The sequence below is a fragment of the Bacillus cereus group sp. BfR-BA-01349 genome, from assembly GCF_022663795.1.
GTDB classification, from domain to species: Bacteria; Bacillota; Bacilli; order Bacillales; family Bacillaceae_G; genus Bacillus_A; species Bacillus_A cereus.
Map to the genome: position 1 here is coordinate 1 of NZ_JAKUGE010000069.1, position 24,723 is coordinate 24,723.

Here is a 24,723-nt window from a genome sequence, read left to right on the forward strand (position 1 = left end):
CTTGCATGTATTAGGCACGCCGCCAGCGTTCATCCTGAGCCAGGATCAAACTCTCCAATAAAGTTAGTTTGTCTAGCATCTAAAATAAAAAATGACGTTTCACGTTGTTTGTTTCGTTCAGTTTTCAAAGAACTACTTAGTCGCTCATTCGCGACTTCCTTATGTTAACATCTTCATTTTTCAATGTCAACTAAGTTTTTTATTTCTTTTTTGTCGTTTTCTGCGTTTCCGCATCAGCGACGGTTATTAATATATCATGCAGTATATACATGGTCAATACTTTTTATAAAAAAATTTCACATCCCGTTAAAAACTTAAAAACCGCTGTAAAAATCATTATAGCGTCCATTCATTCTTCATGGCTCCCCTCCTATTCATTTCATATCTTATCCCTTTATCAATTTACACGAGAGTGAAAATTCTAAATTTTATGTTATATTATTAGTATAGGAGCGTGGTGAGAATGAGCATTAAGTATTCAAACAAAATCAATAAAATCCGGACCTTTGCATTAAGTTTAGTATTTATCGGCCTCTTCATTGCATACTTAGGTGTCTTTTTCCGCGAAAACATTATTATTATGACAACGTTTATGATGGTTGGCTTTTTAGCTGTTATTGCTAGCACTGTCGTTTACTTTTGGATTGGTATGTTATCTACTAAGACTATCCAAATTATTTGCCCAAGCTGTGATAAGCCAACAAAAATGCTCGGCCGTGTCGATGCATGTATGCACTGCAATCAACCTTTAACACTAGATCGAGATCTAGAAGGAAAAGAATTTGATGAAAAGTATAATAAGAAGAGTTATAAATCATAAGTATCAAGGGAAATACGAATTTGCAACACTACAAATGTTTCAACTCATTAAAAAGTTGATTTCTTAAAAAATCAACTTTTTAATTGTTTTATTAAATTTATTACACCTATTTTTTCGAAATAACAGTAAACATCCCTGTCATATTAGGCGAATAATCTTTAAAATCATATTTTTCGTAGAATGATGTTTTACCTTGCGACGCAAACAAACCAATGAATGCTTTATCTGGAGCATTCTGATTTAAGTATTCTACTAAAGTATTCATTATTTTCTTTCCAATACCATTCTTTTGATACTCTGGATGAACCACTATATCTTGAATATAGAAATAGATAGCCCCATCACCAACAATTCTCCCCATGCCGATGATTTGATTATTATCCTTGACTGTTATACAGTAAATCGAATTTTGAAGTGATATTTCCGCCACCTCAAAGTTCATATAGTTAGTCCATCCCACAGAATCACATAAATATTTATATTCTTCCAATGTTGGAATGTTATTTTTAATCTCATATTTCTTCAAAATGTCCCCTCCCAGAATTCATTTCCACCAATACAAAGTAAATTCGACAAACTTTTATCTAACCCTTCTTACTAACTTAGCACTGTAAATCCCGATTAGCCTCACTCTAATCCTTATATAATAAAGAAAGAGGCTGACGTATAGCCGTCAGCCTCTTTCTTTATTATATATTACGCCTTATGACACTCTGGACAAACGCCATAAATTTCTAAGCGATGACTATTGATAACGAAGCCTGTCGTTTTCGCAGCTTCCTCTTCCAGCTTTTCCAAGCCTCCATAAGGAAAATCAACAATCTTACCACATTTTTCGCAAATCACATGATGATGTTGACTTGTAACATAATCAAATCTACTTGAAGCGTCTCCATAAGTTAATTCCTTTACAAGTCCAACCTCTTTAAACACACGTAAGTTATTATAGACAGTTGCAACACTCATATTTGGAAACTTACCTTCTAATGCTTTATAAATATCATCCGCTGTTGGGTGCGTCATTGATTCCACAAGGTACTCTAAAATAGCATGACGCTGTGGAGTAATGCGTACACCCGTATTTTTCAGCATTTCTAGCGCTTCTTTTAATTCTTCTTTGACCACCGTCATGCACCCCGATTCTATACGGATTATTATTTTATAATTCTTATAAAGAGTGTACTCCTTTTCTTATAAATCGTCAATATTTCTACTATAAGTATGTAGTTTATTTTTATATTCAGGACTTGTTTTTATGTATCTTTCCCTTTTTTCTTCATATATTCCATAGAAAAAAGTGCGACATAATCGCACTTGGAATACTATCATCTGAGGAGGTATGCCCTACACTTCCACTTTATGTAAGGGAGTAAAATATGTATAGACACTTGCCTTGTTTCTGCATATTTTATCTCCAATGTAGATTTATTTTATATAAGAAAGAACATCCTCAATATGTCCTTTCACTTTCACTTTACGCCACTCTTTTACAAGTTCACCGTCTTTATTAATAAGGAATGTAGAACGCTCGATTCCCATATACTCTTTCCCAAAGTTCTTTTTTAACTTCCAAACATCGTATAACTCCGCTACTTTATGATCTTCATCTACTAAAAGTGTAAATGGCAATTCATGTTTCTCAATGAATTTCAAATGTCTATTCGCTGAATCAGGACTTACTCCAAGAATAACCGTATCCTTCTCTTGAAATACTCCATACGCATCACGAAAATCACATGCTTCAGTTGTACATCCTGGCGTCATATCTTTCGGATAAAAATAGAGAACTACATTTTTACCGCGGAAATCAGCTAGGCGAACTTCTTCTCCGTTACTTCCCTCTAATGTGAATTCTGGTGCCATTTCTCCTACTGTAATCATAGTTATCACTCCTACTCTTTTCCTTTACTATAACAAATGCTTCCTTATTTTTCATTGTCTATTACAGACCTCATCACAAAAGCAAAAGGGAGTGTATATCCAATTAGCGCTTCTGCGATTGCAATCCATCGCCCAATTCCAATCGGAGATATGTCACCATATCCAACAGACAATAAAGTAACTGCGCTAAAATATAAACAAACTTCGACGAGTTGAAAAGAATGAGCGTTCAAACTTTCTCCGTCCTCTTTCAAAACTGCGAAACCCATTTCCTCTAATACAACGTAACTTAATCCAAATGCGATTAGTACTGTTGTATAGATTAAAAATAATGTGGCCAAATTATAGAGCGAAAAAAAACGCGTTGAATCCGAATAGGAACTCCATAATAATTGGACACTTTTCAAAATAGCGATTGCTGCAATTAATAGAATAAATCCCCATAACATGTCCTCCACCTCATTTTATATGTATGAGGTGGAGAACTGATTTATCCCTTAGAAACGAACAAGCTTCTATAATTAATTACCCGCGCCACGATACCTTTTTACCCCTTGGTTCCAGAGGGTGATTGCAATCGTAAAACAGATAACACCAACAATTGGCGTCGCAAATGCATAACTATTCCATTCTGTTTTTCTTAAAAAGTATGCCGCTGGATATACTCCAACAAATGCAAACGGTAAAACAAACGTTAAAATGAAACGAATTACACGATTATAAATATTAACAGGATAGCGCCCGTAATTACCTATGTTATACATAAGAGGCATAATTGAACTTTTCGCATCCGACCAAAAACCAAGGCTCGCCAACGTAACAAATATCCCTCCATATACAAGTGCTCCTCCTACCATCAATATAAATAAGAAGAAATCATACCAGTAAAAAGATAATTGTAACTCCACAGCTGCATACCCCATTACAACAATCCCTGTAATAGCTCCAATTAAAGATTCAAGTTCCATTCTTTCTAATATAATTTGAAATAGGCTATGGATCGGTCGCGTTAATACACGATCCATCTCCCCTTTAATAATGTATCGATCATTAAAATCCCATATATTAAAGAAAGCTGAAAAGATGGCAAATGGCACTAAAAAGAAACCATAAATAAAGATTACCTCTTCTCGACTCCATCCCTTCAATGCTTGTGTATGCCCAAATACAACGAGAATAAATATTAAATTAACTGCTTGAAGCGATAAATCAGAAAGTAAACCAACGATAAAATCGCCTCGATACTCCAATTTCGTTTTTATATATTGACTTGCATATTGTAAAAATAAGTTTATATATAGCATCTCATCATCCCCCTTGTACAATTAGACGTTTTCTCGCCGTTCTCCACATGAGTACAATTGGAATAATAAGTACAATCGCCCAAATCACTTGAAATACTAAAGCCTCATACAACTTACTCCCCTGTATACCTTCAGAAAAAATCATACTTGGAATATAACTAATAGCCTGAAATGGTAAAAACATCATTGCTTTTTGGGCCCATAACGGATAAAAACTAATTGGTAATAATAGACCTGAAAATAAATCAATAACAACGCGTTTTGCATACATAATCCCACTATTATTAAATAGGAAAAACGTAAGCATTCCCGTCATTAAATTAATTTGTGTATTAATAATAAAGCTAAATATTAAAGATAAGAAGAAATATAACCAAGTTTGAAAATTCGTTGTAATTTGCAACGAAAATAATAACGTAACGATAACCATGCCTGGAATGGAAAAGAAGGCAAAACGGAATATTCCCTCGCCAAGACCTTGCATAACTTTCATTCCCAAATAGTTATACGGACGAATTAATTCTACAGCCACACGTCCTTCTTGAATCTCCATCGCAATTTCCCTATCTATATTATTAAAATAGAAGGCACGTGCCATCCACGCGATTGCGATATACGTGGTCATTTGCGAAATAGATAAACTTTCAATATTCTCTTTTCCGCTATAAATTGCTTGCCATAAAAAATAGTAAGCACCGATATTAATCGTATAAATTAAAATCCCGCTATAGTAATTTGTACGATACGCAAGCATCATTAAAGAGCGAATTCGAATCATTTCAATATACTTACCCATGCGTAATACCTTCTTCATAAATGTTACGAATAATTTCCTCTGTAGACACTTCGTTAATTTTTAAATCTTTAATTTGAAATGCTTGTACTACTTTAGAAATAAGCATTGAAATAATAACTTCTTCATTCGGAATTTTTGCAACCCATGCATTTTCCTCTTTCGCTTTCGACCAAACGACATGATTATCTGGCATAACCATTGATAAATCCTGATAGGAAACTGGTGCAACAAACTGAAAGTGAATTTCCTTCTCTGCTCCCCACTGCGTACGAAGATTACTTAAAGAACCGTCATACATAATATTCCCTTCATCCAGCATGATAACGCGCTCACATAAAGCTTCAATATCAGTAATATCGTGTGTTGTTAATAAAATTGTTGTTTTATAACGTTCATTCATTTCTTTTAAAAATTCACGTATTTTCAATTTCACAAGTACATCTAACCCAATTGTTGGCTCATCTAAAAATAATAACGGTGGATTATGAATTAAGGCTGCCGCTAATTCACAACGCATCCTTTGACCAAGAGATAATTTTCGAACTGGTTTATCTAATAAAGGCCCTATATCTAACGTTTCAATTACGTGCTCCATATGCTCCTTATACTGAGCGTCTGATACACCGTACACTTTCTTTAATAAACGAAACGATTCTTGTACTGCAATATCCCACCAAAGTTGCGAACGCTGTCCAAAAACAACACCAATTGTTCTTACAAATTCTTCTCTTTGTTTATGTGGGTTCATTCCATTTACTGTGATTTGCCCTGATGTCGGAGTTAAAATCCCCGTAAGCATTTTAATTGTTGTTGATTTACCAGCACCGTTCTCACCGATATAACCAACCATTTCACCTTGCTTTACAGTAAAAGATACATCATTTACTGCTGGTACTATTTTATAATTACGATTTAATAAATCGCGAAATGCACCCTTTAAGCCCGGACGACTTGAATAGGCTGTAAACTCTTTACGTAACCCTTGTACCTCAATTACCGATTTCATAATCGGACCCCCCTCCTAAATGTCACAACGAATAGTTTACCCAACTGCCTGCGCTATCACAAACAATACGTCTTTTCGAAAAACATGTTAGAATAATACATAGATTTTTGTAAGGAGATGAATTGTAGTGAAATTCACAAAGTCAGAAGCATTACATAAAGAAGCTTTAGAGCATATCGTTGGCGGTGTTAATAGTCCTTCTCGTTCTTTTAAAGCAGTTGGCGGCGGCGCTCCTGTTGCTATGGAACGTGGGAAAGGCGCTTATTTCTGGGATGTAGACGGAAATAAATATATCGATTATTTAGCAGCATACGGTCCTATTATTACTGGACATGCTCATCCGCATATAACAAAAGCAATTACAACAGCTGCTGAAAATGGGGTACTTTATGGAACACCAACAGCGCTAGAGGTAAAATTCGCAAAAATGTTAAAAGAAGCAATGCCTGCATTAGATAAAGTCCGTTTCGTAAACTCTGGTACAGAAGCAGTGATGACAACGATTCGTGTTGCTCGTGCTTATACAGGTCGCACAAAAATCATGAAATTCGCTGGTTGTTACCACGGTCATTCTGATTTAGTACTTGTGGCAGCTGGATCTGGTCCTTCTACTTTAGGAACTCCTGACTCAGCTGGCGTACCACAAAGTATTGCACAAGAAGTTATTACCGTTCCATTTAATAATGTAGAAACTTTAAAAGAGGCTTTAGATAAATGGGGTCATGAAGTAGCAGCTATCCTTGTAGAACCAATCGTTGGAAACTTCGGTATTGTAGAGCCTAAACCAGGATTCCTTGAAAAAGTGAATGAACTTGTTCACGAAGCTGGCGCACTAGTAATTTATGATGAAGTTATTACTGCTTTCCGCTTTATGTACGGTGGTGCTCAAGACTTACTTGGTGTGACACCTGACTTAACAGCGCTTGGTAAAGTTATTGGCGGCGGCTTACCAATCGGTGCTTACGGTGGTAAGAAAGAAATTATGGAACAAGTTGCTCCGCTTGGACCTGCATACCAAGCTGGTACAATGGCAGGAAACCCTGCTTCTATGGCATCAGGTATCGCTTGTCTAGAAGTACTTCAACAAGCAGGGCTTTATGAGAAATTAGATGAACTTGGTGCAATGCTTGAAAAAGGAATTTTAGAGCAAGCAGCGAAACATAATATCGACATTACATTAAACCGTCTAAAAGGGGCTTTAACTGTATACTTCACAACAAACACAATTGAAGATTACGATGCCGCACAAGATACAGACGGTGAAATGTTCGGTAAATTCTTCAAGCTTATGCTTCAAGAAGGAGTTAACTTAGCACCTTCTAAATACGAGGCATGGTTCTTAACTACAGAACATACAAAAGAAGATATTGAATATACAATCGAAGCTGTCGGCAGAGCATTTGCTGCCCTAGCAGACAATAAATAATCCCGTCATTAAAAGGAAAAAAGAAAGCTCACCTTTCTTTTTTCCTTTTTTCTATTTCATAAATTCCGTATTAATAGTATAATTATCTGTTTTATATTCTTTTACAGCATTACTATCTCTGTGTACAAGGTGATTCGCACCTTAAATAGTAAGATTATTCTAACTTTTACAAGAGTGGGGATTGACGGATGCTCAATAAAAAAAATACATGGACACCGTCTTTATTTCGAGATTATAGAAATGCAGAACATGATGCGTGTGGAATCGTTTCCGTTATGGAGAAACGAAAAATTGCTACAAAAGAAAACATTGACCTTTGCATACAATCACTCGTCAAAATGAATCATAGAGCTGGTTTCATTAATGGCGAGGGCGAGGGCGATGGCATCGGCATTCACATTGATGTACCAAAAACGCTTTGGAATGAAAAACTAAAAAGTAGCGGATATAATCCAACGATTGTGGATCATCCCCACTTTATCGTTGGACATTTTTTTCTAAATAAAAAAGAAGACATTACTGCCTTAAAAGATTATATTCGTACAAAGTTAAACAACAAAAACTTTACTATCATTTTCGAAAGTGATGATGTAACAAACTCAGATGCGCTCGGTCCACTTGGTAAACAAGAAGAACCTTTATTTTGGCAAGTTGCCCTTATCGCAGAAAACGAAATTACAAATATTGAGCAAACATTATTTTCTGTCACAATAAAAATAGAGGAAAACGAAGCAATTCATGTTGCTTCATTAAGTCGTGATCATGTTATATATAAAGTTCTAGGTGCTGGTGATACGCTTGTTGCCTACTATAATGATTTACAACATCCGCTTATCGCTTCAACTATGACATTAGGACATAACCGCTACTCTACTAATACATTATCTAATTTTTTTCGTGTACAACCATTTAGCATTCTCGGACATAATGGTGAAATTAACACAATTGCGAAATTACGCGATCAAGCCGAAATGATTGATGTACCACTTACTGCAGGAGGCAGTGACTCTCAAGATTTAAACCGCACCTTAGAAACCCTACTTGTTCAATACAACTACAGCTTATTTGAAGCAATGGAAATTCTATTCCCACCAATTATTAATGAAATTAAACTTTATGAAACACCTTTACAAGATTTATATACGTATATACGTGAAGCATGGGGACATTTTGCCCAAGGACCAGCTGGCATCATTTCCCGTTTTAAAGATGAAGCTGTTTTCAGCGTTGATTCCCTTGGATTACGCCCAGTATGGAAAGTAGAGACAGAGAGCTCTTATATTTTCTCTTCTGAACCTGGAGTTGTATCACCAACTAAATATGTAGCAGAACCAAAACCACTCGCTCCTGGAGAAAAAGTCGGATTAAAATGGAATGAACAAGATGAACTTGTTCTTTATGAATATGACAAATATCAAATCCAAGTATATAACCGTTTTAAAAAGCGAATTGATACTACCAATTACCATTTAAATTTATCTATCCCTGAAACGAAAAAAATCCAAGGGCTATGTGATTCTGTTCAAGTTGAAACGAAACAATACGTCGCTTTCGGATGGGACCGAGAACATATTCAACTTCTTGAACAGATGGCAACAAAAGGCGTTGAGCCAATACGCTCACTTGGGCATGACTCACCACTTGCCGCACTTGATACTGATAGACGAAATATCGCTGACTTTATTAAAGAAAGTGTAGCTGTTGTTACAAACCCTGCAATTGACCGTGACCGTGAAATTGAACACTTCTCTACACGTACTGTACTTGGAGAGCGTCCAAGTTTATTAAGCGGCGCAAAACGGCCATTTGTAGTTGAAATGCTTTCACCAATTATTTTAGAAGGAAGCGTGGCACAACCTATTGCAGAGGAATTACACACAATTACGTACGAACAACTCATAGAGCTATTTAAAACTCATAACTCTATCGCCACAATCTCTGCTACATTCAGCTCGTCAGAAACTCTACAATGTGCATTAAGCCGCATTAGTTCTGAAGCGATAGCTGCTGTTAACAATGGTGCTTCCCTACTAGTATTAGATGACGCAAAAGCCCATCTAAATGAGCGATTGTGGATTGATCCACATTTAGTTACTGCTAAAGTACATCAAGCATTAAGTGAAAATAAATTACGCCGCAATTGTTCTCTCGTTATACGTTCTGGTGCCCTTCGCTCCTTACATGACATTGTCACGCTATATGGATTAGGAGCAGATGGTATTAATCCATATTTATTATTCGCGACTGTAAATGACGGAACAAAAACACCAATTACGAATCTGTATAATGCACTTAATAAAGGATTAGAAAAAGTCATTTCAACAATTGGAATTCATGAGTTACGTGGTTACGGACGTCTCTATTCATCTATTGGGTTACATGAAGAAATTGCAAATATATTACAGATTACAAATTTCTTCGGTTCAAATGATTTAGCTTTTTCACTTGAATCACTTACTGAAGATGCAAAAATGCGAGCGGATGATTATAACAATCCTAAAATTAGAATGCGAAAATCATTTCATATATTCCCGCGAATTTGGAAAGCAATCGGCGATGTTGCAAAAGGAAATTCTTATGATGATTACCGTGACAAGTTAAGTGAACTAGAAGAGAATAATCCCATCGCAATCAGACACCTTGTTCAAACGAAACAAACAAAACATGTCGTTCCAACTGAAGAAGTATCTATCGGCATTAAAAACCATGATTTTCCATTTATTATTAGTTCTATGTCATTTGGTTCTCAAAACGAAATTGCCTTTCACGCATATGCAGAAGCGGCCGATCAGCTAAATATGATTAGCTTGAACGGTGAAGGCGGCGAAATTAAAGATATGATTGGAAAATATCCACATACACGTGGACAACAAGTGGCATCTGGGCGATTTGGAGTAAATGCCGAACTACTAAACTCATCGAACTTAATTGAAATCAAAATCGGTCAAGGCGCAAAGCCTGGGGAAGGTGGGCATTTACCTGGTTCAAAAGTAACAGCCAAAATCGCTGAAGCACGTAATGCGACAATTGGCTCAGATTTAATTTCACCTTCTAATAACCATGATATTTATTCAATTGAAGATTTAGCTCAAATGATTACGGAAATTAAAACAGCTAATCAACTTGCCAAAGTAGCCGTGAAAGTCCCTGTCGTTCCTAATATCGGAACAATTGCTGTCGGTATCGCCAAAGCTGGTGCTGATTTTATTAACATTAGCGGATTCGATGGCGGAACAGGTGCTGCACGTATTCACGCCTTGCAACATGTAGGTCTTCCTGTAGAAATTGGTGTTAAAGCCGCTCACAACGCTTTATTAGAAGCGAGCATGAGACATAAAGTAGAGATTTGGGCAGATGGTGGTATTCGAAGTGTAAATGATGCCTTGAAAATCATGCTTCTCGGAGCAAACCGTATTGGATTTGGCACACTATCAATGATTGCAATCGGCTGCACTACTTGCCGTGGGTGTCATCTAGATACTTGCCATGTCGGAATTGCGACACAAATCGAGTCTGAAGCTCAAGCAAAGGAACATGGGTTACGCCGCTTCGTCCCACGCGAATTAGAAAGCGCAGTTACTGGCCTGCTAAATTTATTCACCTCTTTCGGTATAGAACTAAAACGATTAACAGGACAGCTTGGGTGTACAAATTTACAAGCAATTGTTGGGCGTTCTGATTTATTAGAGCAAGTTCGAGGCGAAAATTTATTAAACTTACGTAATTTATTACAAATAATAGAACATCCATCTGTTACAACAACAGATGGTGTACCAGAAAAACAATTTAAGACAGTTCATTCCGCTGACTCAAAAGAATTAGTAGGCGTTGGTGTAGAGCAACGAGTTATGGGTGGTCTAGAATCATGTTATCGCGTTCGCAGTAAACTATATGAAGCTACTCAACTTGAACCACTTACATTAAAGCATACGAATGGTTCTATTCCCGGAAATGGGTTAGGCGCTTACAATAGTGAAAATTTATTTATACACGTAAATGGCGGCGCACAAGATGGCATTGGTAAAACTTCCTTTGGTGGTGGGATTTATATAACGAAATCAAAAGGAAAAGACGGAGTATATTATAACGGTTCTGTCGGAAAAGGATTTGGATATGGTGCACAAAAAGGGGCACTATACGTGCAAGGGAACGCTGATGCTCGCGCTGGCATTCGCCTTTCTGGGGCAGACATGATAATTGGAGGTAGAATAACAAAACCACTCCGTGAAAAAGAGCAAGGAAATATAGGGGCATACTCCAATATTAAAGGTTTTGCTTTTGAATATATGACAAATGGGCGAGCGCTTGTTTTAGGTGACCCTGGTCCATGGATTTGCGCTGGCATGACTGGCGGTGTTGTTTATTTGCGTCATGATTCAAACTTAGGCCTAACAGAACAGGCCTTAAAAAGAAGAATTGCAAAAGGGGCAAATGTTACATTACAACCAATTAGTAAAAATGGTTTGAAAGATGTAACTGAATTATTGCTAGACTATATTCGTGTACTAAACGAACATGAGCAATATGAGGAAGTTGCTTTATTAACAGCATTATTAGATGATATACAGAACCAGTTTTTTGAGATTATCCCGAAAAAAGAACAGGCAGACCCATCTATCTCAACAGAGTAAAATGAGTAATTTTCATTATTAAGAAAAAATTGACGAAGTACGCTTCTCATAGTAATCTATAATAACAATTTGAGACCTGCTGAAATTCAGCAGGTTTTTTTACTAAAAACTGATGTTTAAAAGGAATTAGGAAAAATTATAAAGTGAAACTTTAATTAGCCTACACCAATCGAGCGTTTACCGGCATCTAGCTTCTGATTTTTGAGGCAGTAATCTTACTACTCACAATTAGCGGGATAAAATGAAGACTAATTTCTTTTAACGTCACTAAAATATCACTTGCTAACATATTGTAATGAATGTATAGTATCATGTTGTACATTCATTATGACAAGAGAAAGGATCTTATTAAGGGTATGAAACTTGGTGCTCGCATTTTAAAAACGGGTATTGCCATCACGTTAGCTTTATTTAATTGTATTTTACTTCAATTACCGAGTCCGGTATTTGCGGGAATTTCAGCTATCTTTGCTGTTCAACCGTCTGTATACCGTTCTTATTTAACAGCACTTGAACAAATTCAAGCAAATGTAATTGGTGCGATATTTGCTATCGCATTTGCTACTGCTTTTGGACATAATCCTTTTATTATTGGATTAACATGTATATTAGTAATTGCTCTTACATTACAATTACGATTAGAAAACACAATATCAATTGCTTTAGTAACAGTTATCGCCATTATGGAGTATCAAGGCGAAGATTTCTTTAGTTTTGCCTTACTTCGATTTGCGACGATTATGATTGGTATTATTGCGGCTTCACTTGTAAATTTAGTATTTATGCCGCCAAAATATGAAACAAAACTTTATCATCGTATCGTTGATAATACAGAAGAAATTGTAAAATGGATTCGAATGAATAGCAGGCAGGCTTCTGATTTTACAACGCTAAAAACTGATATTGATCGTATGAAAGAAAAAATGATCAAACTAAATCATTACTATTTGCTGTATAAAGAAGAAAGAAGCTATACGAAAAAAGTAAAGTTCGCAAAAATTCGTAAGCTCGTTTTATTCAGACAAATGTTAGCGACAACAAGCCGTGCTTTAAGTACGTTAAAATCATTACACCGTACTGAAAATGAACTGCGCTATATGCCAGAAGAATTTCAGGAATCTATCCAAAACGAACTTGACTCATTAACGCATTATCATGAACAAGTTTTATTAAAATTTATTGGTAAAGCAAAAAAACAACAATCAGTTGAAATGCTTGATGAAGTTGAAACAGGTAAACAAGAATTAATTGATATCTTTATGGAATATCAAAATAAAGACGATGAAGAAGCATATAAAACATGGTTACATCTCTTTCCTCTTATTTCTTCCATCATTAACTATAGTGAAGAAGTAGAGCATTTAGATTTGCTTGTAGATAGCTTCTACACATATCATAAACCAGAAAAAGAACTCCAAATCGATGATAAAAAAGAAGACGAATAAAAAAACAGCTCCTTTTATGCTAAAGGAGCTGTTTCTGTTATATGTTGAAGTTGATATAAATTGTAATAAAATCCTCTTTTTCGCATTAACTCTTCATGAGAACCAGTCTCTTTAATCTCACCGTCTTCAATGTAAATAATCGTATCAACATGCGTAATCGTCGCTAATCGATGTGCGATTATAATCGTTGTCCGGTCAGCAGCTAACGTCTGAAGCGCCTCTTGAATATACCTTTCATTTTCTAAATCTAATGCTGAAGTTGCTTCATCTAATATAAGTACCGACGGATTCTTTAGAAACACTCGTGCAATTGCCACGCGTTGTCTTTGCCCGCCTGATAGCTTCACACCACGTTCTCCAACGACAGTATTATAACCATCTGGTAAGTCTATAATAAAATCATGAATTTGCGCAGCTTTGGCAGCTGCAATCACTTCTTTCTCTGTAGCTTTCGGATTTCCATATAAAATATTAGCTCCAATTGTATCGCTAAACAATAAATTATCCTGCAGTACAATTCCAATATGACTACGCAAATTTCTCATATTGTACTTTCTTACATCTATGCCATCTACATAAACCGCGCCTTCAGAAACATCATAGAAACGCGGGATCAAACTAGCAAGAGATGACTTTCCTCCCCCACTCGCTCCTACAAGCGCTACTTTCTCTCCAGGCTGCATAGTTAATGACAAGTTGTGTAATATCTCTTTTTCATCTGCATTATAACGAAAAGAAACATTGTCAAATACAATTTCTCCATTTAATTTTTTCGTTTGTACCGCATTTGGTACATTAACAATATCGTATTTTTCATCTAACAGTTCAAACACACGGTCCATCGATGCAAAAGATTGTGTTAATGTTGTAGATGAATTAACAAGGCGGCGAAGCGGACTATATAAACTATCCATATATCCAACAAAAGCTACCATCGTTCCTAGCGTTAACTGCCCTTGAATTACTTCATATGCTGCAAAACCAATCACAAGTAACGGACCTAAATCGGTTAACGTATTTACTGCCGAAAATGTTCTTGCCGTCCAACTTGTATGGGTTAATGCTTTCGTTAAAAATTCATTATTTCTTTTTTCAAACTGCTTCCCCTCATACTCTTCTAACGCAAAGCTACGTGTCACTTGCATTCCTTGAATACGTTCATGCAAATACCCTTGCATCGTCGCTAATGCTTGTGAACGCTCTTTCGTCAATTTCCGAAGACGTCCGAAAAAATATTTCACTGCAATTACATAAATAGGTAAAATCAATAACGCAACAAATGTTAATTTTATATTCATAGAAAACATAACAATGATAGCAATAGCAATTGTTGCAGTATCTAACCAGACGTTCATCAAACCAGTAATTACAAAATCCTTCGTTTGTTCTACATCATGGATGACACGCGAAATAATCTCCCCTGTTTTTGTATTGGAGTAATAACGTAAACTTAACTTTTGTAAGTGACCGAAAATATGCTTCCGCAAATCATACAGTATTGTATTTGCGATACGTTGGGCGAAATATTGACGATAATATTCAATCGGTGGTCTTAATACCGCAAAAATAAAAAAAGCAATTCCAATCGCTGTTATTAATTGAGATGTTTTATCTTGAAGTGAGCCCGCGCCTTGAATTACATCATCGATAATATACTTTAATAACCACGGCATAATAAGTGGGATACCGAACTTAACTAGTCCAATAATAATTGTAATAGCAATAAGCCATCGATATGGTTTAACAAATTGTAAATATCTTTTTATGCCTTGCACATAATCCCCCCTCTAATAGGACAAACCTGCCGGGAAGCCCCCTGCAGGTTTGTTTTAATTTCTGTACATTAAATATCGTTCATACCACATATCTACGAAATCTGGTGCAAATGGACCTTTTCTTTGATGAATCCACTGTGTTAAATGTGCTACATTTCGTTTTAAAATTGTATCAATAACAGGTGGATACTGCATAATTTGACTATGTTTTTCATACTCATCTTCATCTAGAAGCGTATATGTCATATCTGGATATACTTTAATATCTAAATCATAATCAATATACTTTAATGCTTCAGGATCATACGCAAAAGGTGAGCTTAAATTACAATAATAATATACGCCATCTTCCCTAAGCATCCCAATCACATTAAACCAATAGTTGGCATGAAAATAACAAATTGCTGGTTCACGAGTAATCCATGTTCGGCCATCCGATTCTGTAACTACTGTACGATCATTCGCTCCGATTACAAGACTCTGTGTCCCTTTTAAAATTGTTGTTTCTTCCCACATTCTATGAATGGAGCCATTATGTTTATAACTATGTATTTGTACTTTTTCTCCTTCTTTGGGAAATCCCATATATGCTCCCTTCTTTCAACTGCAAATGCCCTTTGAACGGCATTCACTTTTTTTCTATTATAACTTTTTTGTCGAAATTTTAAAACTAAAGGGATAAGACTCTATTTTTCAAACTGAATATGCAGGAGGTTTATCGTTGAATACTATGCCCCAACTCTTCTTAAGAGATAAGGATTGTACTGCATTATTTATAAGCGAGGACATGTAATAGAAAAAGCCCTTCTCTATTTCCATACAAAGAAGGACTTTTCACCTGAAGATAACAATATATCTTACCCTAAATTTGAAATCATTTTTTCAGTTGCAAAAGATTGAATTACACTATTCGTTTGTTCTTCAAATTTCTCATGTAACATCTTCAACGCTACTTCTGTTCTATATATTTCCTGGCGGATAAAATGCAGTTCTTTTTTATCGCACGTATCTTTTTCATTCATTTCAATTTGTTGATACTTCTCTAGATGTGCTTGTAACTTTAACAACTCATCCATCGTTTCTAATTGCTCCCCTACCAACTTATCAAAATCGTTCATTACTTACCCCCTTTTGGACTTATTCATCAGTTATTATTCCTAATTACATAATTCTAATTGTTAACTTCCTTCTCCTTTGACTACATTTGTTGACTTATTAGAAGTTATGTCGTTCGATTTCTTTTCATTACAACGATCGACGCAAAAAGAAAACACTTCTCCTGAATTAGAGAAGTGTTTTTCTTTCATTACTGATTTGAGCTAGAAGATTGTGATTGTTTTGCAGCTGACTTAGCATTTTGTTTTTTTACAGCATGCACGTCTGTTTCAGTTGCAAATTCTGTACCATAACTAGCGTTTGCACTTTGTGCACCAGAAGCTTGTGCTTTCTTTGCTTCTGATTGTGCGTTTGCTTGTTTTACTGCTTGTACATTTGTTTCAGTCGCAAACTCTGTACCATAACTAGCATTTGTACTTTGAATGCTAGCACCAGAAGTTGCTTTGTTATAACCTTGTTGTTTTTTACTCATCTTTCTCACCTCCACAATCAATAATGTAACCAATTCACTTAGAAGCTATCCGTAATTTTCTTTTGAATAATTTCCGCATATATCTTTTGTTACTTATTCAAACTATAAGAAATGGAGGTGGAAATATGTATATAGGACGCGATATGACTGAACTAACGATGATTTCAAAAAATGAATGGAAAGAAGATGAATTAGCTTATTTTCATCACTCACTACAACAGGTTCTGCCTTATTTAAATGTAGAAGGGCAAAGTATTTACAAAGAAATTGTAGTAGAAATCGAATCAAGAGGCGGCTTACAAGAAGGTGAAGCTAGTTGGACTCATGGGACAAAAATTTCTTACGATTAAAAAAGTGTTCCCTAGATTGGGAACACTTTTTTATTTATTGCATTGTAATTTTCTCCACACAATTTTCATAAATAGTACGGTGTGATTTTGAGAAAGGTAATTGCTCAAATACCTCTTTTGATACAAATTTTAATGTATCTGTATCAATAATATTACCGGTTACTTTTCCGTAAAATACAAATATATCCCAAGTACGATGTGTAAACGTATGTTGTACATTCATTGCGTATTCATCAATAAAAACCTCGAGCTCAAATTTTTCTTTCATATAATCTATAAGCTGTTCCTTCTGATTTCGAATACTTTCTCCAAGTTCCACATTCGGAAACTCCCACATGTTAGCTAACAAACCTGTACTTGGACGTTTATTAATAACGTAACGACCGTCTTCAGTTTGAAGTACACCTGCAACAATAGGTACCATTTTAGGAGCTTTCGCTTTACTTTTTACTGGTAATTCTTTTTGAACACCTTCAGCATATCCTCTGCAATGTTCACGTACAGGACAAAGTAAGCATGCTGGATTTTTCGGAATACAAATTAGTGCACCTAATTCCATCAAACCTTGATTAAAATAAGGTGGATTTTCAATCGAAATAATTTCACGCACAATCTCTTCAAAAACTTTTCGAGTCTTTGGTTTTGCAATATCATCCCATACTGATAAAATACGAGATAATACACGCATAACATTTCCATCAACTGCCGGCTCTGGTATACCATATGCGATACTTAAAATAGCACCTTTTGTATATGGTCCGACTCCTTTTAACTTTTCAATTTTCTTTACATCACTTGGTACAACTCCGCCGTATACTTCTTTTACCTCTTTTACTGCCGCATGTAAATTACGTGCTCTAGAATAATATCCTAAACCTTCCCATGCTTTTAATACTTCTTCATCATCTGCGTTCGCTAACGCTTCAAGTGTAGGAAACTTCCCCATAAAATTTGCGTAATATGGTTTTACAGCTTCTACTCTTGTTTGCTGTAACATAATTTCAGAAACCCAAACGCGGTATGGATCTTTATTCTTTCTCCATGGTAAGTCGCGCTGTTCTTCTTCAAACCAACCAATTAAATCATTTTGAAACTGCTCTATATTAAAATTGTTTAGTATTTCAAGTGTCAAACTTGATCCCCCTCATTTTTTTGCATATAAGTACTATTATAAAGATTTTAGGAAAAAATTTAAGTAAGATGATACAGGAAATAGAAGGCAAAGGACTTGAGGTATCGAATAAAAAGAGTTACATTAATAAAAAACGGAGGTGGATTTCTATGGACACAGCCACTCACCTTGTTATGGGTATCACTTTAGGTAGCTTAGCAACATTAGATCCAGCCATAGCACAAAGTGATATTGGCCCCCAAGCTGTTATGCTTGCTACAATTGCTGGTTCCAACATTCCTGACATTGACACAGTTTTAAAATTGCGTAATAACGCTAAATATATAAGAAATCATCGTGGGATTACTCATTCTATTCCTGCGGTAATTCTTTGGTCATTCCTTATAAGTGGCATCTCTTTCGCCTTCTTTTCAGACGCTCCATATCTTCATCTACTGCTTTGGTCATTTATTGCTGTCTTCCTTCACGTCTTTGTAGATATTTTCAATGCCTATGGTACACAAGCATTACGGCCTTTCACAAAAAAATGGGTCGCACTCGGCGTGATTAATACATTCGATACCGTAATTTTCTTTATCCATATACTTGCAATTGCTTGCATGCTCGTCGGTTCTCATAAGGGATATACAGCTTTAGCGGCATATATATTAATGATTGTTTACTATATCGGACGGATTATGATGCACAGAAATATAAGAAGCGTTGTACACAAACGTTTCAAAAATGTCGAAAAGATTATCATTTCTCCTTCTTACCGATTTTACCATTACCATTTAGCAATCGTTACGGCTGATTATTACTACGTTGCGAGATGGCACCGTGGTAACATCATGATATATGATAAGTTCGATCGGGTACCGTTCCCAGACAATAATATTATGCGAGCAGCTAAACAAGATGAAAACATCTCGGCCTTTCTATCTTTCTCTCCTGTATATCGCTGGGATATTTTTGATCATGACCATTATTATGAAGTACGATTCATTGATTTACGATATCGAAGTAAAGATTATTATCCATTTGTTGCAATCGTTCAGCTCGACCACAATTTAAATATTATTAGTTCCTATACAGGATGGATCTTTAGTGAAGAAAAGCTTCGAAAAAAACTGGAATTACTTCCACATTAAAAAAAGCGACTTAAGTCGCTTTTTTTAATGTTTCAAATGATCTTCTTGATTAATTAAATGACTATACTTCGGATTATTTGTACGCATTTCATGAAGGCGTACACCATGATTATTAATCCATGATCGTACCACTTGTTCCGTCATTTCATCGCCTTGATAACGACCTGATTTTGCATAAGTTGTTTGAAAATCTTCCCATAGTAACTCAACCCACGCACGAGCTTGTGCGTAAGAAAGCTTGTCATTCTTGTCTAATAATTCTTTCGTTAATGTTTCATAAATATCATTCATATTATAATCTCCTTTTACCTATTTATCCCTTCATTTCTAAAGGATAGTTTCTTCAATTTTGCACATTCTATAATTGATACTTCTTAAAGAGGTATCAACCGATAATGAGGAGGGCGTTCGTAATGGGTAAACAAGCCGAATTTTGGTCTGAGTCAAAAAACAACAGCAAAATCGACGGTCAACCGAAAGCGAAATCACGCTTCGCTTCGAAACGACCTAACGGCACAATTAACACGCACCCACAAGAACGTATGCGTGCTGCAAATCAGCAGGAAGAGTAGTACAAATTAAATTAACTTCCTACACGAGGTGATAAAGATGAGCTACCGTGATCGCTTAGATAGTCGTTCTGAATTATTTAACCATACGTGGACTCGTCCAAAACATGCGAAAGCGCAAGTTAACGGACAGACGCAACAAACCCAGTCTCTCATTATATTGGCAAATGAATGTAAAAAACGCCAATTTTAGAATCTCCTATCTCCTTTAACGCCTACCAAAGATGAAAACCAGAGAGATATATGCTCTCTGGTTTTTATTTTTCTTGCAATAAGGAAATTGGTATGCCAATCTCTTCATTATCATTTTGCTTATATCCCCAAGCAAATACCCCATTGAAATACGTAATTTTAAATAATACACCAGGTTCTTCTACTAATTCATATGTTTCACCAATACGGAATTTGTTTATATCCGTCATATAAGCACGAGCCATTGCCATTTTTCTCATTAATACATCAAATTCATTGACAATCCCAAGCTGCTCCGCTTTTACTGCTTGCTCCTTCAAAGCGCCAATTTCTTCTCTTAGCTCATGCGGTGTCATTTCACTGTAGCGTTTTGGCATATTCATCTTATTCTCCTCATTCCTCTTCGCGTTTCATTTGCAAAAATATCTCGATTTCATCAATAGAGAATCCTTTTCGATATAACGCTTGTTTCATCTTGTTTTCAAATGTCCATCCATCATGCTTCTTATATTTCTCATAATATTTATTCCCATGATAGTGTAACGCTTCTTGTTGCTTTTCGTCATCTTTTTCGTCTTTCAATTCTTCCAAACAAATTTGAATTACTTCTCTAGAATATCCTTTTCGAACAAGCATCTCATCTAACTTTAGTTTCATTTGTAAAAAAGAATGTTTTTGATAAGATTTTTTCTTCTTCTCTATGAGAAACAAGGCATTCTCAATTTGCTTTTCCTTCGGATATTCTTGTAAACTATGTGTAATAATTAAATCCTGAACACCTTTATTTAATAACTCTCTTTTAATAACAGTTGGACCTTTTCGATTCACATTACTTTGCGTTCGCGTATATAAAACAGCATACTCTTTATCATTAATATATCGGTCATGTAATAATTTCGAAACGACTTCAGAGATGATGGCCTGTCCCGCTTCTTTTTTTCGTAAAAAATCTTCTATTTCTTGTTTTGTTCTCATTTGATAGGATAAATAGGAGATTGCTTGTAAATATGCTTTTTGCACTTCTTCATTGTACAAAATATTTCCTAACTCGATTTCATCAATTTCTAAGCCTTTTTGTAATCCATGCTTTATTAAGATTACTTGATCCACACTAAATCCGTACTCTTCGCCTTGACCTTTATCAATATAAATATTAAATCGTTCTTTCGATCGTTTTTGTACTTCTATTTTTGTAATGACAGCCATACTCTCACCTCTCTATTATTTTAACATAGTCGAGGAACATTTTTTCTTTTCAAGAATATATATAATGAGGAGGAAATACTTGTGAAAATCGCAATTTCTGGTGGTACAGGCTTTATCGGTAAATCCCTTTCTACTTTTTTTATTCAAAAAGGATATACTGTTTACATTCTCACACGAAAAAAAACTACTGAAACTTCCGATCCTAACCTTCAGTATGTTCAATGGACACCAGATTTACAAACCTTCCCCCTCTCTTCTATTGATGTAGTTATTAATCTAGCGGGAGAGTCTATTAATAGTAGATGGACAAAGCAACAAAAGAAAGCCATTTTAAACAGTAGAATTCAAACAACAAAAGGACTCATTAAACAATTGCAGGGACTCCATACAAAGCCACACACATTTATTAACGCAAGTGCTATTGGATACTATGGAACGTCTGAAATAGAGTCTTTTACAGAACAGCATGAGACTCCTGGAATTGACTTTTTAGCAAATACAGTATATTCATGGGAACAAGAAGCATCTAAAGCACGTTCTCTCGGAATACGAACAATCTACGCAAGATTTGGAGTTGTATTAGGTACAAATGAAGGAGCTCTTCCAAAAATGCTACTTCCCTATCAATTCTATATCGGCGGCACCATTGGTTCTGGGAAGCAATGGTTATCATGGATTCATATAGACGATGTCGTTCGTATGATGGATTTCATCATACACAAAAAAGAAATTGATGGTCCTCTTAATATGACAGCACCAACACCTATAAGAATGAAGGAATTTGGAGAAACCATTGCAACTATAATGAAAAAGCCCCATTGGTTGCCTGTACCTTCTTTTATCATTCAAACTTTATTAGGTGAAATGAGCATACTTGTACTAGAAGGGCAACGTGTATTACCCATTAAAGCAATTGAACATGGATACCAATACACATTTCCAGAAATAGACCATGCATTACAAAATATACTTTCGCATACAATGTAGTACTTCTAAAACACAATTTTACATGGGCTCTTTCAAAACTTTCATTTTCTAGGATCCGAAGCATTACCACACAAATAACCTTTCAGTTACTTTCCCTTAACTTCCATTAGCATTATAAAGTAACAGAAATGAGGTACCTATGAAAATATTGCTCAAACAAGCCATTGTATACCCTATTACATCTCAAAAGTTTCAAGGAGATGTACTCGTTACAGGAGAGCGAATTACCGAGGTCAAACCTTTTATTCCACCTACTCAAGATATGACCGTTATAGATGCACGAGCACTCCATCTCTTACCTGGCTTTATTGATGTCCATACTCACCTTGGTCTCTATGATGAAGGTACTGGTTGGGCTGGAAATGATGCCAATGAAACATCTGAAGTTTCAACACCACATATTCGTTCTTTAGATGGAATCCATCCTTTCGATATTGCCTTTCAAGACGCTGTACAAAACGGAATTACAACCGTTCACGTTATGCCTGGCAGTCAAAATATTATCGGGGGTACTACTTGTGTAATAAAAACAGCTGGAACTTGTATTGATCATATGATTATTCAAGAACCTGCTGGTTTAAAGATTGCCTTTGGAGAAAATCCTAAAAAAGTCCATAGTAATGGAACAAAAGAATCCATTACACGTATGGGGATTATGGGGTTACTTCGGGAATCATTCTATGAAGCACAACATTACGGGCACGAAGCTGATTTTCGAATGCTTCCTATTCTAAAAGCATTACGTCGTGAAATACCCGTACGTATCCACGCTCACCGAGCAGATGATATTAGTTCTGCTCTACGCTTTGCAACAGAATTCAATCTCGATTTACGCATTGAACATTGCACAGAAGGACACTTTATTGTTGAAGAACTTTCAAAACACAATTTGAAGGTTTCAGTTGGTCCCACTCTGACACGCCGTTCTAAAATCGAACTAAAAAATAAAACATGGGATACTTACCATATATTATCAAAAAATGGTGTGGAAGTTTCTATCACAACAGATCATCCTTATACACCCATTCAATATTTAAATGTTTGCGCTGCTGTTGCAGTAAGAGAAGGGTTAGACGAGAAAACAGCACTAGAAGGAATCACCATATTCCCAGCACGAAATTTGCGTTTAGAGGATAGAATTGGAAGCATCGAGGTTGGAAAAGACGCCGATCTCGTGCTATGGACTCATCATCCTTTCCATTATTTAGCCAAGCCTGTACTAACTATGATTGATGGAAAAATAATTTACAAAAAAAATAAAAAAAACTAGTTTATTTTTTTGACTAGATAAAGTATTATACGATTATAAACTGAATGAAACCATAATCAATTTGTGTCGTGATTATCATTTTCAAATTGATGAATGGGGAAGGCAAATGGTGCGCCACCAGCGTTAGAAACTGGTTCTAGTGGGTTCGATTCCCACCCCGAAATTTTTTAAAGATTGATATAAAAATTTCGAGGGTGGGGTGTTTTTTCGTCATGCTACCCTCGTGTGAGGAGGAGTTAGTATGTTGAAAAAACGCGACTTACACGACAGCCACGTTCTATACGAGTTAATGGTGGATCCAGCTGTCTTCCCTTTTGTGCGTCAAAAGGCTTATTCTTATGAAGAATATTTATTCTTAACGAAACAAACGATTGAAGCTGAAGAGCGTGGTGAATTAATTTCACGCACAATTTTAGATGAATGGGGTAACCCTATCGGAACAATCACTTTATTTGATGTGCAAGAAAAAGCTGGATTTCTCGGGACATGGCTTGGCAAACCATATCATGGAAAAGGCTATAACAAATTGGCAAAAGATTCATTTTTTAGTGAACTTTTCTATGAATTAGATATTGAAACAATTTTCATGCGTATTCGTAAAATAAATATTCGTTCTATTAAAGCTGCAGAAAAACTGCAATATGTGAATCTAGCAAACGAAACAAGAAAAGCCGTATATGATGAAATTAACGCAAACGAAGAAGTGTATAACTTATATGAAATTCCAAAAGATCAATACACACTTGCTACAATGCGAGATACAACCTTCCAAGATGCTCATCAATTAAAAGAAGCGTAATCTAAATTTTCTGAAATGATAATCAATCGTTAACATTTTCCATATGCGTATATCCCCTCATGTCTTTGGAAACGATAAATAGTAACTTTAAGACACGAGGTGATTTGTAATGGATAAAAAGAAACGTGATAAAGCAAAAAACACATTATCTAGTACACAAGAAGTTCTCTATCAACGCGAATTTCAAAAAGCAGATCGTGCAGCAGGATATCGCTCGAAAAGCATTTAAAGTGAAAATGAATAATTAGAAGTTTCCCCCCTAATTATTCATTTTCATTACATAATTTTCTCGACTGATAGAAGTAAGCAAAAAAGCCCCTTATACATGAACTGAACCCAAAAAATTAGACAAATATATTAAGCAGCTACTAAGGATTGAACTCTGTATTGCACAGGGGACAATCCTTTTAGTTTTG

Annotated in this window: 27 protein-coding genes and 1 rRNA gene; 12 read left to right on the plus strand and 16 right to left on the minus strand. The window is 35.7% G+C overall.

Annotated features, from left to right (window positions below):
• Positions 1 to 61 (minus strand): 16S ribosomal RNA (locus MR169_RS25620); the annotation flags it as partial.
• A 402-nt stretch (positions 62 to 463) separates the two neighbouring features.
• On the opposite strand from MR169_RS25620, the gene MR169_RS25625 reads away from it, so the two are divergent.
• Positions 464 to 820, plus strand: a complete 357-nt coding sequence (locus tag MR169_RS25625) for a YgzB family protein (protein WP_000025058.1) — start codon at positions 464 to 466, stop codon at positions 818 to 820.
• 106 nt (positions 821 to 926) lie between these two features.
• On the opposite strand, the gene MR169_RS25630 is transcribed toward MR169_RS25625, so the two are convergent.
• The 7 genes from MR169_RS25630 to MR169_RS25660 form a co-directional block, all read right to left on the minus strand.
• Complete coding sequence (locus MR169_RS25630) at positions 927 to 1,346, minus strand: GNAT family N-acetyltransferase (RefSeq protein ID WP_000759738.1); 420 nt, start codon at positions 1,344 to 1,346, stop codon at positions 927 to 929.
• Between the two features lie 170 nt (positions 1,347 to 1,516).
• Complete coding sequence (gene perR / locus MR169_RS25635) at positions 1,517 to 1,945, minus strand: peroxide-responsive transcriptional repressor PerR (protein WP_242320250.1); 429 nt, start codon at positions 1,943 to 1,945, stop codon at positions 1,517 to 1,519.
• 300 nt (positions 1,946 to 2,245) lie between these two features.
• On the minus strand, positions 2,246 to 2,701 hold the full coding sequence (bcp, locus tag MR169_RS25640) for a thioredoxin-dependent thiol peroxidase (protein WP_000633710.1): 456 nt from the start codon (positions 2,699 to 2,701) through the stop codon (positions 2,246 to 2,248).
• Between the two features lie 44 nt (positions 2,702 to 2,745).
• A complete protein-coding gene (locus tag MR169_RS25645) occupies positions 2,746 to 3,150 on the minus strand; it encodes a potassium channel family protein (RefSeq protein WP_000964343.1) in 405 nt (134 codons plus the stop codon).
• A 72-nt stretch (positions 3,151 to 3,222) separates the two neighbouring features.
• Positions 3,223 to 4,005 carry an ABC transporter permease gene (locus MR169_RS25650; RefSeq protein WP_048538460.1) on the minus strand — a complete coding sequence of 261 codons (783 nt, stop codon included), beginning with the start codon at positions 4,003 to 4,005 and terminating at the stop codon, positions 3,223 to 3,225.
• 4 nt (positions 4,006 to 4,009) lie between these two features.
• Positions 4,010 to 4,801 (minus strand): ABC transporter permease, encoded by a 792-nt coding sequence (locus MR169_RS25655; protein WP_242320251.1) that lies wholly within the window; start codon positions 4,799 to 4,801, stop codon positions 4,010 to 4,012.
• Positions 4,794 to 5,807 (minus strand): ABC transporter ATP-binding protein, encoded by a 1,014-nt coding sequence (locus MR169_RS25660; protein WP_000843659.1) that lies wholly within the window; start codon positions 5,805 to 5,807, stop codon positions 4,794 to 4,796. Before MR169_RS25660 ends, MR169_RS25655 begins: the two co-directional genes overlap by 8 nt.
• Before the next feature lie 127 nt (positions 5,808 to 5,934).
• On the opposite strand from MR169_RS25660, the gene hemL reads away from it, so the two are divergent.
• The 3 genes from hemL to MR169_RS25675 all read left to right on the plus strand — a co-directional run bounded on the left by hemL (position 5,935) and on the right by MR169_RS25675 (position 13,309).
• Positions 5,935 to 7,233 (plus strand): glutamate-1-semialdehyde-2,1-aminomutase, encoded by a 1,299-nt coding sequence (gene hemL / locus MR169_RS25665; protein ID WP_000673236.1) that lies wholly within the window; start codon positions 5,935 to 5,937, stop codon positions 7,231 to 7,233.
• Positions 7,234 to 7,421: 188 nt separating this feature from the next.
• A complete protein-coding gene (locus MR169_RS25670) occupies positions 7,422 to 11,864 on the plus strand; it encodes a glutamate synthase-related protein (RefSeq protein WP_242320252.1) in 4,443 nt (1,480 codons plus the stop codon).
• Positions 11,865 to 12,220: 356 nt separating this feature from the next.
• Complete coding sequence (locus tag MR169_RS25675; RefSeq protein ID WP_242320253.1) at positions 12,221 to 13,309, plus strand: aromatic acid exporter family protein; 1,089 nt, start codon at positions 12,221 to 12,223, stop codon at positions 13,307 to 13,309.
• Positions 13,310 to 13,323: 14 nt separating this feature from the next.
• On the opposite strand, the gene MR169_RS25680 is transcribed toward MR169_RS25675, so the two are convergent.
• From MR169_RS25680 to MR169_RS25695, 4 genes are all read right to left on the minus strand, one after another.
• The gene (locus tag MR169_RS25680) at positions 13,324 to 15,084 is read right to left on the minus strand and encodes an ABC transporter ATP-binding protein (protein ID WP_001161595.1); all 1,761 of its coding nucleotides are present in this window, start codon (positions 15,082 to 15,084) and stop codon (positions 13,324 to 13,326) included.
• A 54-nt stretch (positions 15,085 to 15,138) separates the two neighbouring features.
• Positions 15,139 to 15,669 (minus strand): nucleoside tri-diphosphate phosphatase, encoded by a 531-nt coding sequence (gene ntdP, locus MR169_RS25685; protein ID WP_000506624.1) that lies wholly within the window; start codon positions 15,667 to 15,669, stop codon positions 15,139 to 15,141.
• 272 nt (positions 15,670 to 15,941) lie between these two features.
• Complete coding sequence (locus tag MR169_RS25690; protein ID WP_000997575.1) at positions 15,942 to 16,202, minus strand: YgaB family protein; 261 nt, start codon at positions 16,200 to 16,202, stop codon at positions 15,942 to 15,944.
• A 188-nt stretch (positions 16,203 to 16,390) separates the two neighbouring features.
• Entirely contained in the window at positions 16,391 to 16,672 is a 282-nt protein-coding gene (locus MR169_RS25695) for a gamma-type small acid-soluble spore protein (protein ID WP_000039035.1), read from the minus strand.
• Between the two features lie 125 nt (positions 16,673 to 16,797).
• Here MR169_RS25695 and MR169_RS25700 point away from each other — a divergent pair, with 125 nt between their 5' ends.
• Positions 16,798 to 17,022: a hypothetical protein gene (locus tag MR169_RS25700; protein WP_000275436.1), complete on the plus strand. Its 225-nt coding sequence runs from the start codon at positions 16,798 to 16,800 to the stop codon at positions 17,020 to 17,022.
• Between the two features lie 34 nt (positions 17,023 to 17,056).
• Here MR169_RS25700 and mutY read toward each other — a convergent pair whose 3' ends face one another.
• Positions 17,057 to 18,154: an A/G-specific adenine glycosylase gene (gene mutY / locus MR169_RS25705; RefSeq protein WP_242320254.1), complete on the minus strand. Its 1,098-nt coding sequence runs from the start codon at positions 18,152 to 18,154 to the stop codon at positions 17,057 to 17,059.
• Positions 18,155 to 18,303: 149 nt separating this feature from the next.
• Between mutY and MR169_RS25710 the strand changes: the two genes are divergently transcribed.
• The gene (locus MR169_RS25710) at positions 18,304 to 19,284 is read left to right on the plus strand and encodes a metal-dependent hydrolase (protein WP_000379106.1); all 981 of its coding nucleotides are present in this window, start codon (positions 18,304 to 18,306) and stop codon (positions 19,282 to 19,284) included.
• Positions 19,285 to 19,308: 24 nt separating this feature from the next.
• On the opposite strand, the gene MR169_RS25715 is transcribed toward MR169_RS25710, so the two are convergent.
• Positions 19,309 to 19,575, minus strand: a complete 267-nt coding sequence (locus tag MR169_RS25715) for a YfhJ family protein (protein WP_000998166.1) — start codon at positions 19,573 to 19,575, stop codon at positions 19,309 to 19,311.
• Between the two features lie 122 nt (positions 19,576 to 19,697).
• On the opposite strand from MR169_RS25715, the gene MR169_RS25720 reads away from it, so the two are divergent.
• Together MR169_RS25720 and MR169_RS25725 are read left to right on the plus strand one after the other, a co-directional pair.
• On the plus strand, positions 19,698 to 19,856 hold the full coding sequence (locus MR169_RS25720; protein ID WP_000517891.1) for a small, acid-soluble spore protein K: 159 nt from the start codon (positions 19,698 to 19,700) through the stop codon (positions 19,854 to 19,856).
• Positions 19,857 to 19,893: 37 nt separating this feature from the next.
• Positions 19,894 to 20,046, plus strand: a complete 153-nt coding sequence (locus MR169_RS25725) for a YpzG family protein (RefSeq protein ID WP_000122093.1) — start codon at positions 19,894 to 19,896, stop codon at positions 20,044 to 20,046.
• 64 nt (positions 20,047 to 20,110) lie between these two features.
• Here the strand turns inward: MR169_RS25725 and MR169_RS25730 are convergent, their stop codons facing one another.
• Both MR169_RS25730 and recX read right to left on the minus strand, forming a co-directional pair.
• Entirely contained in the window at positions 20,111 to 20,428 is a 318-nt protein-coding gene (locus MR169_RS25730) for a YfhH family protein (RefSeq protein WP_001057024.1), read from the minus strand.
• A 10-nt stretch (positions 20,429 to 20,438) separates the two neighbouring features.
• On the minus strand, positions 20,439 to 21,251 hold the full coding sequence (recX, locus tag MR169_RS25735) for a recombination regulator RecX (protein WP_000268500.1): 813 nt from the start codon (positions 21,249 to 21,251) through the stop codon (positions 20,439 to 20,441).
• An 81-nt stretch (positions 21,252 to 21,332) separates the two neighbouring features.
• On the opposite strand from recX, the gene MR169_RS25740 reads away from it, so the two are divergent.
• The 4 genes from MR169_RS25740 to MR169_RS25755 all read left to right on the plus strand — a co-directional run bounded on the left by MR169_RS25740 (position 21,333) and on the right by MR169_RS25755 (position 24,536).
• The gene (locus MR169_RS25740) at positions 21,333 to 22,238 is read left to right on the plus strand and encodes a TIGR01777 family oxidoreductase (protein WP_044795655.1); all 906 of its coding nucleotides are present in this window, start codon (positions 21,333 to 21,335) and stop codon (positions 22,236 to 22,238) included.
• Between the two features lie 139 nt (positions 22,239 to 22,377).
• The gene (locus MR169_RS25745) at positions 22,378 to 23,508 is read left to right on the plus strand and encodes an amidohydrolase (RefSeq protein ID WP_000698314.1); all 1,131 of its coding nucleotides are present in this window, start codon (positions 22,378 to 22,380) and stop codon (positions 23,506 to 23,508) included.
• A gap of 241 nt (positions 23,509 to 23,749) precedes the next feature.
• Positions 23,750 to 24,307 (plus strand): GNAT family N-acetyltransferase, encoded by a 558-nt coding sequence (locus MR169_RS25750; protein WP_000914737.1) that lies wholly within the window; start codon positions 23,750 to 23,752, stop codon positions 24,305 to 24,307.
• Positions 24,308 to 24,416: 109 nt separating this feature from the next.
• Entirely contained in the window at positions 24,417 to 24,536 is a 120-nt protein-coding gene (locus MR169_RS25755; protein WP_000358482.1) for a YfhE family protein, read from the plus strand.
• Positions 24,537 to 24,723 lie beyond the last annotated feature (187 nt).